Annotated in this window: 12 protein-coding genes and 1 pseudogene; 9 read left to right on the forward strand and 4 right to left on the reverse strand. The window is 70.9% G+C overall.

All coding sequences use genetic code 11. The features are described from left to right. Nucleotides 1-33 precede the first annotated feature (33 nt). Nucleotides 34-1,272, reverse strand: coding sequence for a serine hydrolase domain-containing protein (locus OG259_RS39735; RefSeq protein ID WP_328946697.1), 1,239 nt, complete (start codon nucleotides 1,270-1,272; stop codon nucleotides 34-36). 340 nt (nucleotides 1,273-1,612) lie between these two features. Between OG259_RS39735 and OG259_RS39740 the strand changes: the two genes are divergently transcribed. Then, the gene (locus tag OG259_RS39740; RefSeq protein ID WP_328946698.1) at nucleotides 1,613-3,652 is read left to right on the forward strand and encodes a calcium-binding protein; all 2,040 of its coding nucleotides are present in this window, start codon (nucleotides 1,613-1,615) and stop codon (nucleotides 3,650-3,652) included. Nucleotides 3,653-3,697: 45 nt separating this feature from the next. Here the strand turns inward: OG259_RS39740 and OG259_RS39745 are convergent, their stop codons facing one another. The 3 genes and pseudogenes from OG259_RS39745 to OG259_RS39755 all read right to left on the reverse strand — a co-directional run. Next, a complete protein-coding gene (locus OG259_RS39745; protein ID WP_328946699.1) occupies nucleotides 3,698-4,255 on the reverse strand; it encodes a hypothetical protein in 558 nt (185 codons plus the stop codon). Next, entirely contained in the window at nucleotides 4,248-4,901 is a 654-nt protein-coding gene (locus tag OG259_RS39750) for an SGNH/GDSL hydrolase family protein (protein ID WP_328946700.1), read from the reverse strand. The genes OG259_RS39745 and OG259_RS39750 overlap by 8 nt, the downstream gene beginning before the upstream one ends. Before the next feature lie 12 nt (nucleotides 4,902-4,913). Then, a pseudogene (locus OG259_RS39755) lies at nucleotides 4,914-5,084 on the reverse strand (fumarylacetoacetate hydrolase family protein); the annotation flags it as partial. Nucleotides 5,085-5,415: 331 nt separating this feature from the next. Here OG259_RS39755 and OG259_RS39760 point away from each other — a divergent pair. From OG259_RS39760 to OG259_RS39795, 8 genes are all read left to right on the forward strand, one after another. Beyond that, nucleotides 5,416-6,426 carry a hydroxyacid dehydrogenase gene (locus OG259_RS39760; protein WP_328946701.1) on the forward strand — a complete coding sequence of 337 codons (1,011 nt, stop codon included), beginning with the start codon at nucleotides 5,416-5,418 and terminating at the stop codon, nucleotides 6,424-6,426. A gap of 314 nt (nucleotides 6,427-6,740) precedes the next feature. Then, on the forward strand, nucleotides 6,741-8,066 hold the full coding sequence (locus tag OG259_RS39765; protein ID WP_328946702.1) for a sugar ABC transporter substrate-binding protein: 1,326 nt from the start codon (nucleotides 6,741-6,743) through the stop codon (nucleotides 8,064-8,066). After that, nucleotides 8,063-9,091, forward strand: a complete 1,029-nt coding sequence (locus tag OG259_RS39770; RefSeq protein WP_328946703.1) for a carbohydrate ABC transporter permease — start codon at nucleotides 8,063-8,065, stop codon at nucleotides 9,089-9,091. Before OG259_RS39765 ends, OG259_RS39770 begins: the two co-directional genes overlap by 4 nt. Next, nucleotides 9,088-9,954: a carbohydrate ABC transporter permease gene (locus tag OG259_RS39775; protein WP_328946704.1), complete on the forward strand. Its 867-nt coding sequence runs from the start codon at nucleotides 9,088-9,090 to the stop codon at nucleotides 9,952-9,954. Before OG259_RS39770 ends, OG259_RS39775 begins: the two co-directional genes overlap by 4 nt. Nucleotides 9,955-9,981: 27 nt before the next feature. Next, entirely contained in the window at nucleotides 9,982-10,938 is a 957-nt protein-coding gene (locus tag OG259_RS39780; protein WP_328946705.1) for a 5-dehydro-4-deoxyglucarate dehydratase, read from the forward strand. Beyond that, the gene (locus OG259_RS39785; RefSeq protein WP_328946706.1) at nucleotides 10,935-12,203 is read left to right on the forward strand and encodes an enolase C-terminal domain-like protein; all 1,269 of its coding nucleotides are present in this window, start codon (nucleotides 10,935-10,937) and stop codon (nucleotides 12,201-12,203) included. The genes OG259_RS39780 and OG259_RS39785 overlap by 4 nt, the downstream gene beginning before the upstream one ends. A gap of 49 nt (nucleotides 12,204-12,252) precedes the next feature. Further along, nucleotides 12,253-13,584, forward strand: coding sequence for an alpha-L-fucosidase (locus OG259_RS39790; RefSeq protein WP_328946707.1), 1,332 nt, complete (start codon nucleotides 12,253-12,255; stop codon nucleotides 13,582-13,584). A 44-nt stretch (nucleotides 13,585-13,628) separates the two neighbouring features. Continuing rightward, nucleotides 13,629-15,089, forward strand: a complete 1,461-nt coding sequence (locus OG259_RS39795) for a polysaccharide lyase 6 family protein (protein WP_328946708.1) — start codon at nucleotides 13,629-13,631, stop codon at nucleotides 15,087-15,089. The last annotated feature ends 3 nt before the right edge of the window (nucleotides 15,090-15,092 follow it).

Genomic DNA, 15,092 nt, shown 5'->3' on the forward strand with positions numbered 1-15,092 from the left:
CACGGTGGGCATCCTCCCCTTCGGACCGGACCTTCAGCGTGCGAACAGGGCGCCGACGAGACGCTGGGCGACGGCCGGGCCGCCGTTCCCGGACGGGAGCGAGGTGCCCGTCGCGTAGACCGCGCGCAGGTTCAGGTCGCGGGTGGCGAAGACACCGCTCCGGTACCCCATGTCCGAGCCCGTCTTGCCCCACAGGATCGAGCCGTCCGGCAGCGGCGTGTACATCAGCCCGACGCTGAAGCAGGCCGTGCCCTTGGCGGGCCCGGTGTTGCAGTTCGAGGTGTCGGCGTAGGGCAGGGGCTTGCCGTCGGGGCCCGTCGGTATCGCGAACAGCTCCGCGGCCTGGGCCGGCCGCAGCAGTCGGCCGTCGAACATGCCTCTGATGAAGCGGTCCAGGTCGCCCGTGGTGGAGGTCATGCTCGCGGGCAGCCCGCCCTGCACATTGACGTCCACCAGCTCGCCGTCGCTCCCCGGCTGGTAGCCGGGCAGGTAGGGACGGGGCACGGGCGTGCTGCGGCCGGGCACGGTGGCCCGCGTCTCGCGCATCTTCAGCGGTTCGAGGATGCGGGCCGTCACCTCGTGCTGGAAGGAGCGCCCGGTGATCTCCTCGATGAGCTTTCCGGCGACGCGGTAGCCGAAGGAGTTGTACTCCTGCCGGGTGCCGGGGCTGAAGTGCGGGCCGGGAGCCTGCCTGCCCTCGGGGCGGAGCGTCTGCCGGATCACCTCGTCGAAGGTGACGTAGTCGAGACGGCGCTCGATGTCCGCGTCCGGGGACGAGGAGGCCGGGGCACCCTCGAACTCCTGGGGCAGGCCGCTGGTGTGGTCGAGCAGCTGCCGTACGCCGACCGGCTCCTTGAACAGGTTCTCCGGCAGCAGCCCCGGCAGATAGTCCTGAACACTCCGGTCCAGGTCCACGCGGCCCTCGGCGGAGAGCTGGAGCAGGATCACGGCCTCCATGGGCTTGCTGATGCTGCCGATCCGGAAGTGGGCGTCACGGCTGAGCCGCTTCCCGGTGACGACGTCTCCCGACGTCCCCCGCCAGGCCTCTCCGCCCCTGTGCACCTCCGCCAGGACACCTGCGGTCCCGTCCTCGGGGCGCACGGTGATCGCCTCGCGGAGGGCAGCGCGGTCCAGGTCGGCGGCGGCAGGGCCGGGACCGGGGCCGTGCCCGCTGTCCCCGCCGGCGGCGAGCACGGGAGCGGCGACGCCGAAGGTCATCGCGGCGGCGAGGGCAAGCGACAGACAGAGCGGCAGGGACGAGGAACGGCGCATGGGAACTCCTCGGGGAAGGCGATGATCAACTTCTTCGATTCTGCCCTCCCGACCGGCCGGCTTCGCCAGGGACCACCCCGGCTTCCCCCTGAACCATCCCTGACACCACATCAGGGGATCAGTTCGCGCCATCACATGGCCGATTCAGGGGCAACCACCGCACCACCGTCCGCGCGGCGCCCCGACACAGGGGTCGATCACTCCCCGTGCGCTCCCTCGCGGGAGTGGTTCCGGAGGGCCGGTGAGCGTAGTTCGGCACGGCCCGCCGGGGCGGGGCGCACTCCGGCACGAAGCTGTGCGCTGCTCCCCGTACACCACGAAGACGGAGGTTCGTACGCAGATGACCCACGTACAGCTGAGACCGGCGGAACGGCGTCGCAGGCCCGGCGGAAGAGCCGGGGTGCCGGCCGTGCTCGGCATGGCGCTCGTCCTCGCGCTGCCCGGCACCGCGCTCGCGGCCCCGGGCGACCTGGATCCGACGTTCGGTCCCGACGGCCGGGTGACGACCCCGATCACCGGGTACGCCGAAGGCCACGACATCGCACGGCAGGCCGACGGCAGGCTCGTCGTCGTCGGGGTGAGCGAAGCGGGCTTCGCGCTCGCCCGCTACACCACCGACGGCGCCCTCGACACCACCTTCAGCGGGGACGGCACGGTGACCAGCGACTTCGGCGGCGGCGGGCACACCGCCAACGCCGTCGCGATCCAGCCGTCCGACGGGAAGATCGTCGTGGCGGGCACCACCGAGGTGATCGCGGAGGAGGGCGGCGGCTGTTGCTTCTTCTCCGTGGCCCGTTACAACACCGACGGCAGCCTCGACACGGGCTTCGGCGACGGCGGCCTGGTGCGCGTCGAGGAGTTCGGCGGATCCGCGGACGGCGCGGACGTGGCCGTCCAGCCGGACGGCAGGATCGTCGCCGCGGGCAAGGGTGGCGGCGGAGGCTTCGCGCTCGTCCGCCTCGGCACCGACGGCAGCCTCGACCCCACCCTCGGCGGCGACGGAGCGGTCGTCGCGGGCTTCACCCCCACCTCGCCCCAGGACGGCGGCGGCATCGCCCGCGGGATGGCCCTCCAGCCGGACGGCAAGATCGTCTCGGTCGGCTACGTCGGCAACACCGCCTTCGACATCGGCGTGGCCCGCTACAACACCGACGGAACCCTCGACAGCACCTTCAGCGGTGACGGAATGGTGACCGCGGACTTCGGCGGCACCGAGTTCGGCAACGCCGTGGCCGTCCAGCCCGACGGAAAGATCGTCGCCGCCGGTTCCGGCGGACTCGGCTTCGCAGCCCTCCGCTACAACGCCAACGGCACTCCCGACGCAGGCTTCGCCACGGGCGGCCGTACCTCGGTCAACGCCCCCGGCGACGGCGGCATCGCGTACGGTCTGGCGCTCCAGCAGAACGGCAAGATCGTGCTCGCCGGACGCGCGGACGACCCGAACAGTTCCGAGGCCAACGACTTCGGCCTGGCCCGCCTCAACCCCAACGGCTCGGTGGACACCGGCTTCGGCGGCGACGGCTTCGTGGTGACCGGTTTCAACGACTTCGACGAGGCCCGGGGCGTGCTCGTCCAGCCCGACGGAAAGATCGTCGCGGCCGGGTACGGGGCGGGCTTCTCCTTCGCCCTCGCCCGCTACGAGGGCGGTGACGGTACGCCTCCGCCCCAGCCGAGGGCGGATCTGTCGGTGACGAAGGCCGGGACGACCACGGTGAGCATCGGAGACCGGGCGACGTACACGGTGACGGTCTCCAACTCCGCGGCGTCCACGGCCACCGCGACCGGCGTCTCGCTCTCGGACACGCTCTCCGGAGCCGGCGCGACCCTGATCTCGGCCGTGCCCTCGCAAGGCACCTGTACGACGACCACGACGGGTGCCACCTGCGCCCTCGGCTCCTTGGCCCCGGGCACGAGCGCGATCGTCACGGTGACGGCCGAACCCCGGGCCGTCGGCACACTCACCGACTCGGTCGGTGTCAGCGGCTCGCCCCTGGACCCGATGCCCTCCAACAACACCGCCTCCGCGACCACTTCGGTGAACAACGCGCGCGCGTGCACGATCATCGGCACCAGCGGCGCCGACACCCTCAACGGCGGCTTCGGCAACGACGTGATCTGCGGCCTCGGCGGCAACGACACCATCCGCGCGAGCTACGGCAACGACACCGCCCACGGCGGCTTCGGCAACGACAACATCGACGGGGGCTTCGGCGACGACACCCTGAACGGCGGCGCGGGCAACGACACCCTGACCGGCTACTACGGCAACGACCGTCTCACGACCACCGACGGGGTCCTGGGCAACGACACCGCCAACGGCGGTGCCGGTACGGACACCTGCACCACGGACCCGGGTGACGCCCGCATCAGCTGCCCCTGACGCGCGTCCCCGGTCAGTCCCCGTTCCGGCCCTGCTCGCAGCCGATCAGCTCAGGTCGGTGAGCAGGTCGGAGACGGCGCCGGGGCGTCCGGGCCTCAGCAGTTTCTCGAATACGGTGAGGACCAGTTCGTCGGTCTCGTCCAGAGGAAGGTGATCGTCGCGGCTGACGTGCCCGTCCCGCGGGCGGAAGCCGTGCTTGACGAACGACGCGATGCGGACGCCGTCCCGCGTCGCGTCCGCTCTCTGCCCGTCCGTGTGCTGGAAGGCGTAGTTCCGGCCGTGGAGAGCGGCCCGCCCGGTCTTCTCCCGGCGACGCCCGTCGTCGGCACCGTCGCTGACGAAGGCCCCCGGGTCGTGCGGACGCAGTGAGATCGCGGTCGGCTCACGGGCCGGTAGCGACGGCCCGTCGGCCTCGAACGCACGGCTCACGACCGCGTTCTGGCGCTTGGCGAACCAGCCCGTGAAGTGCTGGACCGGCTCGATGGGGACGGACGCCCGGACGCTGCCGGCCGCGTCGATCACATCGGCGCGGGTGCGGGCTTCGTCGACGTCGATGCGCCAGCCGCTACGGGTGGGCCGACGCCAGAGGGGCATGTCAGTCATGCTCACAGCCTCTCAGACGAGGCGGGCCCCCTTCCCTTCCCGCTCCGGCCGCCGCCAGCCACGCGTCCGCGAGGACTCGATGACCGAGCGGGCTCGGGTGGACGCCGTCCGGGGCGAGGGCCGCCGCGCCGTGCACCCCGGCGGCGCCGAGCAGCGCCAGGTCCGTGCGGACGACCGTCGCACCGTGAGCGGCGGCCGTGCGCAGAACGGCTTCCGTGCGGGGCGAGAGGTCCTCGTGCCACCTCTCCTGCTCCGGGGAGACCGGGAGGAGGAACGGGGTCATGACGAAGAGGCGCGCGGCGCACGTCTTCGCGGTGAGGGTGAGCACGCGGCCGAGGGAGGCCTCGAACTCCGGTACCGGGCTGATCAGGCCGCGGTCGTAGCGGCGCCACGTGTCGTTGATGCCGATCAGCACGGTGACCACCGAGGGGGCGAGCCCGAGGACATCGGTGTCCCAGCGCGCCTCCAGGTCGTGGACCCGGTTTCCGTCGAGTCCCTTGTTGACGACCGTCGCGGGGAAGGGCAGCGCCTCGGCGATCATCCGTACATATCCCTCGCCGAGCGAGGTGGGATCCGCGCGGTCGCGGCGGGTGTCCGTGACGGAGTCGCCGACGAAGAGCAGCCGGTCGTCCCGGGTGAACCGCATGGACGTCTCCTCTCAGGCCTGTCGGAACGTCTGGCGCATGGTCCCGAGCCCGTCGATCCCGCACTGCACCACATCGCCGTGCCGCAGGTACGGCCGGGGTTCGGGACGACCGAGGGCCACGCCGGCCGGGGTGCCGGTGTTGATGACGTCCCCGGGGTGCAGCACCATGAACCGGCTCAGGTAACACGGCCCCGTGACCGTCCACGGGTCCTTCATGATCACGACCGGCTCGGCCGGGATCTCCGCTCCGGTCGATGTCGTCGGCGATGCCGGACGCGTCCAGGAGCCCACCGGCCCCGTCCAGGACCGCGAGGCGTTCCGCCGCGGCTTCCCCCACCCTCCTACGCGCATACCCGTCAACCTTCACGATAGACATCGGATGTATTGATTCGGGATCGACTCAGGAATGCAAGCAATGGGGCGAACTTTTGTCCAGTCCTTCGACGCGATCAGGTTTGTCCTCCGATGTATCGTGTGGCCCGCCGAGACCGCCACACCCCAGGAGGCCGAGCCGATGGCAGCTGCGACGACGATGCTCAACGCCCTACTGGTCATGGAGGAGGAGCGCAGAGCCGATGTCTATCCGGCGCACGTCCTGGAGGACATCGGACGCCTGACACGCCGGCACGCTCCCGCGCTCACCCGGGAGGCCCTCCTCAGGGACCCCGGTGTACTGGAAGGGGTCGACGTGCTGCTCACCGGCTGGGGAGCGCCTGTGCTCGACGCGAAGCTGCTCGCCCACGCGCCTAGGCTGAGCGCGGTGATGGTGGCGTCCGGTTCGGTACGGCATCTGACGCCGCCGGAGTTCTGGGCCCGGGGCATCCCGATCGTCTCCGCGGCCAGGGCCAACGCCGTCCCGGTCGCCGAGTTCGGCCTGGCCCAGATCCTGCTCGGCCTGAAGCAGGTCCATCGCCTCGGTCGCGAGGTGGCGGTCAGCCGCCGTTTCCCGCACAACCCCGTGGTGCCCGGGGGCTACGGTTCCCGCGTGGGCCTGCTCGGCCTGGGCGAGATCGGTCGGCTCGTCGCGGAGCACCTCCGGCACTTCGACGTCGAGGTCCTCGCCTGCGACCCCGTGATCGACCCGGCCGCCGCCCGGATGCTGGGCGTCCGACTGACCGGCATCGAGGACCTGTTCGCGGCGTGTGACGTCGTGAGCGTCCACGCCCCGCTGCTGCCCGAGACCGAAGGTCTCGTGGGCGAACGGCTGATGTCGCTGCTCCCTGAAGGCGCCACCCTGATCAACACGGCCCGTGGTGCGGTTCTGGACGAGCCCGAGGTGATCGGTGTGCTCCGCGCCAGGCCCGACCTCACCGCCGTACTCGATGTGACCTGGCCGGAACCGCCCGACCCCGGTTCGCCGCTGTTCACATTGCCGAACGTCCTGTTGACTCCGCACCTCGCCGGCGCCATGGGCAGGGAACGCGCCCGCCTCGGCGAACTCGTACGCGACGAACTGCGGCGACTGGTACGAGGCGAGCCCCTGCGGCACGCCGTCGAACCGGCCGGGGCCGCGACCCGCGCGTAGCGGCGACACCGGGCGTGGCCTGATTCAAACGCCCAGACCTTCCATGCGCACTCAGACATCGGAGCTTTGGTCGATGCCTGAGTCGCGCCCCGACGGGAGCGCTCCCGCCACCGAGGTGAAGCGCTTCACCTCCGACACCGCTCTCTTACTGCTCAAGCGGGTAATGAGTGAGTCGGCATGGAGGCGCCGCCGCACACCCTTCTTCGCCTCAACTCTTTTCAGTCATCGGACTATTGACCCTCGTTCGGCCGAGCGTTAGCGTCCCCGGCAAGCGCTTACTGGCCAGCTGCCGAGGGCGGCGAACAGGAGTTGTCATGCAGAGAACGCGATGGATCGGTGCGGGTCTTCTCGCCTCGGCGTTGGCCCTGACGAGCTGTACGTCCGGTCCTGCGGGGGTGGACGCGGAGCAGGACTCCAAGGCGGAGCTGGAGCTGTGGACCAGGACGACGCCCGGCGGACCCGGTGAGAAGGCGACGCTGAGGCTGGTCGACGGCTTCGAGAAGGCCACCGGGCACAAGGTGAAGGTCACGGCGATCTTCGACGACTTCGAGACGAAGCTCCAGCAGCGCGCCGCCCAGCGGAAGCTGCCCGACATCGTCATGAACGACGTCACCCAGCTCGGCGCGATGCACAGCCAGGGCCTCCTCCGGGAGATCGACCTGAGCAAGATCAAGAGCAGCCAGGACCTCGTCGAGCAGGGACTGAACTCCGGCAAGAGCGTCGACGGCAAGCAGTACGGCATACCGTACTCCGCCCAGGCCGGCGCCCTCCTCATCCGCAAGGACTGGCGCGAGAAGCTGAAGCTGCGGGCCCCGCAGAGCTGGGACGACCTCGCCGCGATGGCCGCCGCCTTCACCACCCGCGACCCCGACGGCAACGGCAAGCAGGACACCTACGGCCTCGCCGCCCCGCTGTCGACCAAACGCGGCTACGCCTCCTGGTACTTCTCCAACTTCCTCTGGGCCGCCGGGGGAGACTTCATCACCCCGTCGGGCCAGGGGAAGTACAAGCCGTCGATGAGCGGCAAGGAGTCGACGGAGGCCATGCGGTGGTTCCGCGCCCTCGGCTGCGACACGAAGGTCGTCCAGCCCGGCGCCGTCACCATGGACACCCCGCCGACGAACGAGACGTTCGAGGCGGGCAAGGCCGGCATGTTCGTCGTCGGCCCCTACCTCATGCCCCGCTTCGACAAGTCCCTCGGCAAGGACAAGTACGAGGTCGTCCCCATGCCCAAGGGGCCGAAGGACGCCACCGTGCTCGCCGAGGGCGGCTCCGTCTACCTGATGGCCGGTTCGGAGAACAAGGCAGGCCAGGACGCCTTCGCCGGCTACGCCATCTCCGCCGAGGGCCAGAAGCTCGGCATGGAGGGCGAGGACGGCTCCACCGTCCAGCTCCCCGTGAACAAGACGGTGGACGTCACCGAGGTCCGCCCCGACCCGCGCTGGAAGACGTACGCCGACGTCTACCGCTCCTCCGGGCGCTACGCCCCCTCCATCCCCAACTGGACCCCGGTACGCCAGACCACCGCCGAGACCGTCAACGCACTGATGGCCGACTGCTCCCTCGACCTGGGCGAGAAGCTGCGTGAGCTCGACACCAAACTCGCCGCGATCCTCCAGGAGCAGGGAATCGCCGGATGACGAGCGTCGACCAGGTGAAGTCGGCCGCCGGCACGGCGACCGGCTCCACCCCGCGCGCAGCGGGCGGGCCGGGCTCGCCGTCCGCGACAGGAGGAAGCGGGCCGCCCGCCTCCCGCCGCCCGAGGAACGGCCACGTGACGAGCCGTCGCCTCAGGAACCGCCGCACGGGCACGTGGTGGACGCCGTGGCTCTTCCTCGCCCCCGCCCTGATCCTCTTCCTCTACTTCAAGTTCATCCCCATGGCCAGCGCGCTGACCATGTCCTTCCAGGACGTCCAGCCCTACCTCGGCAACCGCTGGGTCGGCGGCGAGAACTACGCCACCGTGCTCTCCTCCGACGGCTTCCGCGAGGCCGCCTGGCACACCGTCGTCCTCGCCGTCGGCCAGACCCTCGGCTCGATGCTCCTCGGCCTCGCCCTCGCCCTCCTCATGGAGGGACAGGGCCGCAAGCTCGGCTTCGTCCGCTCGGCGGCCTTCCTCCCCGTCGTCGTGCCGATCGCGGTCGTGGCCGAACTCTGGCGGATCATGTACCACCCCACCGAGGACGGCATGCTGAACTCCCTCCTCGGCCTGGTGGGGTTCGGCCCGTCGGGATTCATCAACGACCCCGACACCTCCATGGTCTCCATCATGCTCACCGGTATCTGGCGGGGCGCTCCCTACGACATGATGATCTTCCTCGCCGGTCTCGCCGGAGTGGACCGCGGCCTGTACGAGGCCGCCAAGGTCGACGGTGCGTCCAGGTTCCAGCGCATCCGCCATGTGACCGTCCCCGGCCTGCGCGCCGTCCTCACCATCCTCTTCATCCTCGCAGCCATCCGGGGCCTGCGCGTCTTCACCGAGGTCTTCCTGCTCACCAACGGCGGCCCCGACGGCTCGACCGAGGTCGTCATGACCGTCATCTACAAGCTGGGCCTCGAACAGAACCGGCTCGGCGTCGGCGCCGCCGGAGCGGTCCTCCTTTTCCTGGCGACGCTGCTCCTGACGGTCGGCGTCCACCTGTTCCGACGGAGGGGTAACGAATGAGCGCGCCGACCGAGACCGCGCTGGGCCTCACCGAGAGCCGGAGCGCAGGCGGCCGCGTCCTGAAGGTCGCCACGTACCTCCTTGTCCTCATCGTGTTCGCGGGACCGCTGCTCGCCCTGCTCGTCAGCGCGTTCAACCACGTCAAGGACCCCACCCAGCTCAGCGTCGTCCCGTCCGACCCGACCGTCGACAACTTCACCGTCGCCTTCGACCAGGGCGTCCTGAAGTACCTCCTCAACTCGTTCTTCGTCGTCGGCTTCGGGCTGCTGCTCCAGGTCGCCGTCTCCGTCCTCGCGGGCTACGCCCTGGCCAGGAAGCGGTTCCGGGGGATGACGCTGGTGTTCGTCGCGATCCTGGCGACGCTGATGCTGCCCGAGGAGATCCTGGCCATCCCGCTCTCCGTGATCCTCGCCGACCTGCCGGTCGTCCACATCAATCTGATCGGCTCCCTCGCCGGCATGATCGTCCCCGTCGGCGCCTGGGCGTTCTCCATCCTCGTCATGACCGAGTTCATGAAGGAGGTCCCCAAGGAACTGGAGGAGGCCGCACGCATCGACGGCGCCGGAGACCTGCGGATCTTCGCCCAGATCATCCTCCCCATGTGCAAGCCCGCGCTCGGCGTCATCGGCGTCTTCGGTTTCACCATGATCTGGGACCAGTACCTGCTGCCCCTGCTCGTGGCCACCGACTCCTCCTCGTACACCCTGCCGCTGGCCCTGCGCACGCTGCGGGTCGACCCCCTCGTCACCCCCGGCGTGGTGATGGCCGCGTCGCTGCTCGCCCTGCTGCCGTCCGTCATCGTCTTCCTCTTCTTCCAGCGCTCCTTCGTCCACGGTCTGTCCAGCGGTGCCCTCAAGGGGTGACCCGACCTTTCGAAAGGACCACTTCCCGTGATCCCGTCCGGCCTGATGTCCTTCCCGCTCACGCCGTTCACCCCCGACGACGAGGTGAACACCGGCGTGTTCGCCGACCACATCGAGGACCAGCTCGCCCACGACCCGGCCGCGCTCTTCGTCGCCTGCGGCACGGGGGAGTACTCCTCCCTCAGCGCCCCCGAGTACGCCGAGGTCGTGCGGCACGCCGTACGCGTCGTCGCCGGCCGCGTGCCCGTCTTCGCCGGCGCCGGCGGAGGCCTCGGCAACGCCAAGGCCGCGGTCGCCGCCGCGTCGGACGCGGGCGCCGACGGGATCCTGCTGCTGCCCCCGTACCTCGTCGGCGGCACCGAGGACGGCTACCTCGCGTACGTGGAGTCCGCCGCACGCTCCGGCCTCCTCCCCGTCCTCGTGTACCGGCGCGGCCTGGCCAGAATCGCCGTGTCCACCGCGCTGCGCCTGCTCTCCGTGCCCCAGGTCGCCGGGATCAAGGAAGGCAACGGCGACCTGGACCTGATGGCGCGCATGGTCACCGCCGTACGCACCAGCGGCCACCCCCGAGCCGAGACCTTCGCCTTCCTCAACGGCCTCCCCACCGCCGAGGTCAGCGCGGGAGCCTGCCGGGCCATCGGAATCCGCGACTACTCCTCCGCCGTCCTGTGCTTCGCCCCCGACATCGCCCGCGCCTTCCACACGGCCTTCACGACCGGCGACACCGCCACCACCGGCCGCCTCCTCGCCGAGTTCTACCTGCCGCTGACCGAGCTCCGCGACCAGGTCCCCGGCTATGCCGTCTCCCTCGTCAAGGCCGGAGCCCGTCTGCGCTCGCTCGACGTCGGCCACGTCAGAGCGCCCCTCGTGGACGCCTCCCCGGACCACGTCGACCAGCTGCGGGACCTGCTCGACCGGGGACGGCGCGCCCTCGCGAACATTCCCGGCGCCGGGGCCAGGAGCACCGTGGCGGTGGGGTCGTGAAGGTCACCTCCGTCGTCGTCACCCCCGTCGCCTTCGCCGACCCGCCGCTGCTCAACGCCGTCGGCGTCCACGAGCCGTACGCCCTGCGCGCGGTGGTGGAGGTCAGGACCGACACCGGCGCGTACGGCCTGGGCGAGAGCTACGGCGACTCCGCCCACCTCGAACTGCTGTACGGCGTCGCCGACGTGCTGCCCGGCCTCGACCCCTTCGACCTCAACGAACTGTCCCGGAGGGTGGTCGACGCCGTCGGCGGGCGGGTCGCCCGCGACGCCCACGGCCTCATCGGGGACGGCGGGGCGGCCAAGACGCTCGCGAGCGTCACCTCCCCGTTCGAGGTCGCCTGCCACGACCTCCAGGGCAAACACCTCGGCAGGCCCGTGTCCGACCTCCTCGGCGGCGCCACCCGCGACCGGATCGACTTCTGCGGCTATCTGTTCGCCAAGTGGGCCGCGCACCCGGGCCACGAGCCGGACGAGTGGGGGCCGGCCCTCGACCCCGCCGGACTCGTGGCGCAGGCCCGGCTCCTGGCAGACCGGTTCGGCTTCCGCTCGTTCAAGCTCAAGGGCGGCGTACTCCCTCCGGACGAGGAGGTCGCCGTGATCCGGGCCCTGCGCGAGGCGTTCCCGAACCATCCGCTCCGCCTCGACCCCAACGCGAGCTGGGACCCGGCGACCGCCGCCCGGGTGGCGGACGAGCTGGCAGGCGTACTGGAGTACCTGGAGGACCCGGTCGCCGGCATCCCCGCGATGGCGGACCTCGCCCGCGTCGCCCCGATGCCGCTGGCCACCAACATGTGCGTGGTCACCTGGGAGCACCTCACCGAGGCCGTCCCCGCGCGGGCCGTCGGCGTCCTCCTCGGCGACCACCACTTCTGGGGCGGCCTCAAGGCCACCCAGCATCTCGCGACCTGCTGCCACCACTTCGGCATCGGGATGTCCATGCACTCCAACTCCCACCTCGGCATCAGCCTCGCCGCGATGGTCCACCTCGCCGCGGCCACCCCCGCCCTCACCCACGACCTGGACACCCACTGGCCCTGGAAACGGCCCGAGGACGACGTCGTCACCACGCCCTGGAGCTTCGTCGACGGCGCGATCACCGTCCCGCGCGCACCCGGTCTCGGCGTCGAGCTGGACCGCGACGCGCTGGCCCGACTGCACGAGCAGTACCTGGCGTGCGGTCTGACCCGCCGCGACGACAGCGGCTACCTGGCCCGCGTCGCCCCTGACGTACGCCTCCGCGAAGACGTCCACGAGCCGGCCTGACGGCGCCGCCGGCCTCCCTCCCCTCCCGACATACAGGAACGATGTCCCCATGACCACCACCAGCGCCGACGCCGAGAGCGCGTCGCCCCCTTCGCCCGACACGACGTGGTTCACCCACGACCGCTTCGGCATGTTCGTCCACTGGGGCCTCTACTCCCTCGCCGCACGCCACGAGTGGGTGAAGACCCGGGAGAAGATGACCGACGAGGAGTACCAGGTGTACTTCGACCACTTCGACCCCGACCGCTACGACCCGGTCCGGTGGGCGAGGACGGCGAAGGCCGCCGGCATGCGGTACGTCGTCCTGACCACCAAGCACCACGACGGCTTCTGCCTCTGGGACAGCCGGCTCACCGACTACAAGGTGACGAAGACGCCCCACGGCCGCGACCTGGTCGGCCCGTTCGTCGAGGCGTGCCGCGCCGAAGGCCTCAAGGTCGGCTTCTACCACTCCCTGATCGACTGGCACCACCCGTCGTTCCCCGTCGACGGTACGCACCCACAGCGCGACGACGAGGAGTTCAAGGCAGCGGCCGCGGACCGTGACATCCGCGCGTACCAGGACTATCTGCACGGACAGGTCCGCGAACTCCTCACGGACTACGGACGGATCGACTACCTCTTCTTCGACTTCTCCTACGCGGGCGGCGAATGGTGGGGCGGCAAGGGTCCCGACGACTGGGACTCCCCGCGCCTCATGGCGATGGTCCGCGACCTCCAGCCGCACATCCTGGTCAACGACAGGGCCGGCCTCCCCGGAGACTTCGTCACACCCGAGCAGTACCAGCCCTCCGCCCCGATGACCGTCGACGGCCGCCCGGTGCTGTGGGAGGCGTGCCAGACGCTCAACGGAAGCTGGGGCTACGACCGCGACAACCTCGACCACAAGAGCCCCGACCTCCTCATCCGGATGCTCGTCGACGGCGTCTCCAAGGGCGGCAACCTCCTGCTGAACGTCGGCCCCACCGGCCGCGGCGATCTCGACCCCCGCGACACCGCCGCCCTCGCCGAGATCGGCCGCTGGACCGACCTGCACGAACGGTCCGTCCGCGGCTGCGGCCCCTCCCCGTACACCCCGCCCGCCGACTGCCGGTACACCCAGCGCGGCGACCGCCTCTACGTCCACCTCTTCGCCTGGCCGCTGTGCCATCTGCACCTGCCCGGCCTCGCGGGCCGGGTGCGGTACGCCCAGCTCCTGAACGACGCCTCGGAGATCGTCCGGGAACCGCCGGCCCCCGACCGCCAGGCGATGAACACCCAGATGGGCGGCCAGCCGGCGGGCACCCTCACGCTCCGGCTCCCGGTGCGGCGGCCCGACACACCCGTGCCCGTCATCGAGCTCCACCTGACGGACCCGTCCGGGCCCGGCGCCTCGATGTGACGCACCGTACGCGTACCACTCATCCGACCGACCACGGAGGCACCATGCAACGACGCACGTTCCTCACCGGCACCGCGATAGGGGCGGCCGCCGCCGTCCTGCCCCTCTCCGCCCCGGCGTACGCGAGCGCCGCCCGGCGCAAGCCCGCGCGCCCCCTCGGTCCCACCGTCGACGTCGGCTCCCTGGACGACCTCCAGGACGCGATCGACGCGGCGGGACCGGGCACCCGCATCGTCGTCGCGAACGGCACCTACACCGTCCCCGCCGCCAAGCCGGTCACCGTCACGGGCAAGAACGGCTCACGCACCGCGCCGATCACCATCGTCGCCGCGTCACGGGGCGGCGCCGTGCTGCGCGGCGAGCGGAGCTTCGTCTTCGACGCGTCCAGCAACGTGACCGTGAGCGGCTTCTCCTTCCGCCAGAGCACCACCTTGGACATCCCGCCTACCTGCACGTACATCCGGCTCACCCGCAACGACTTCCAGCTCGCGGACATCGAGGGCCTGCACTGGGTCATGGTGCGCGGCGACGAGGCCGTGATCGACCGCAACCACTTCCACGGCAAGACCACCCTCGGCATCTTCCTCGGCATCGAGGGCGCCGGAACCGAGGCCATGGCCCAGGGCGTGCACGTCCACCGCAACCACTTCTCCGACCACAGCTTCGCGGGCGCCAACGGCGGCGAACCGATCCGCCTCGGCGTCAGCCCCCGTGCCCTGTCCAGCGCGCACGCGCTCGTCGAGTACAACCTGTTCGAGCGGGCCAACGGCGACCCCGAGGCCATCTCCGTGAAGAGCTCCGACAACACCATCCGCTACAACACCGTCCGCGACAGCCTCGGCGGCATCGTCCTGCGTCACGGCAACCGCACCCGGGTCGACGGCAACTACCTCATCGGCGGCGAGGAGGGCGTACGGATCTACGGCAACGACCACGTCGTCGTCAACAACTACCTCGCCGGCCTCTCCGGGCGCCCGATGGTGATCGGCAGCGGCACGGAACGCGACCACCTCCCCGGCGAATCGGCCGAGGCACGCCGGGGCAACGACGCACCCGACCGCGTCCTCATCGCCCACAACACCTTCTTCGACAACGCGGGCGGCGCACTCTCGGGCGAGAGCCACCGCCCGCACGAACCCCGCGACGTCACCGTCGCCGACAACCTGCTGGTCGGCCAGACCGGCAGTCTGGTCGAGATGGCGACCACGGTCCGCTTCACCTGGCAGGGCAACATCCTCTTCGGGGCGGCGGCGGACGGGAACATCCCCACCGGCGGGTTCGTACGGGCCGACCCCCGGCTGGTACAGGGCTCCGACGGGGTGTACCGGCTGTCGAGCACCAGCCGGGCGATCGGCGCGGCCACACTGGCCCAGCCGCCGGTCCCCCATGACATCGACGGCGACCCGCGCGGCAGTCTGCGCGACGTCGGCGCGGACGAGTACGCGACGGCCACACCGGTCCGCCGCCCTCTGACACCGGCGGACGTGGGCCCGAACGCCCGCTGACGA

It is taken from the genome of Streptomyces sp. NBC_00250 (genome assembly GCF_036192275.1).
GTDB lineage: Bacteria > Actinomycetota > Actinomycetes > Streptomycetales > Streptomycetaceae > Streptomyces.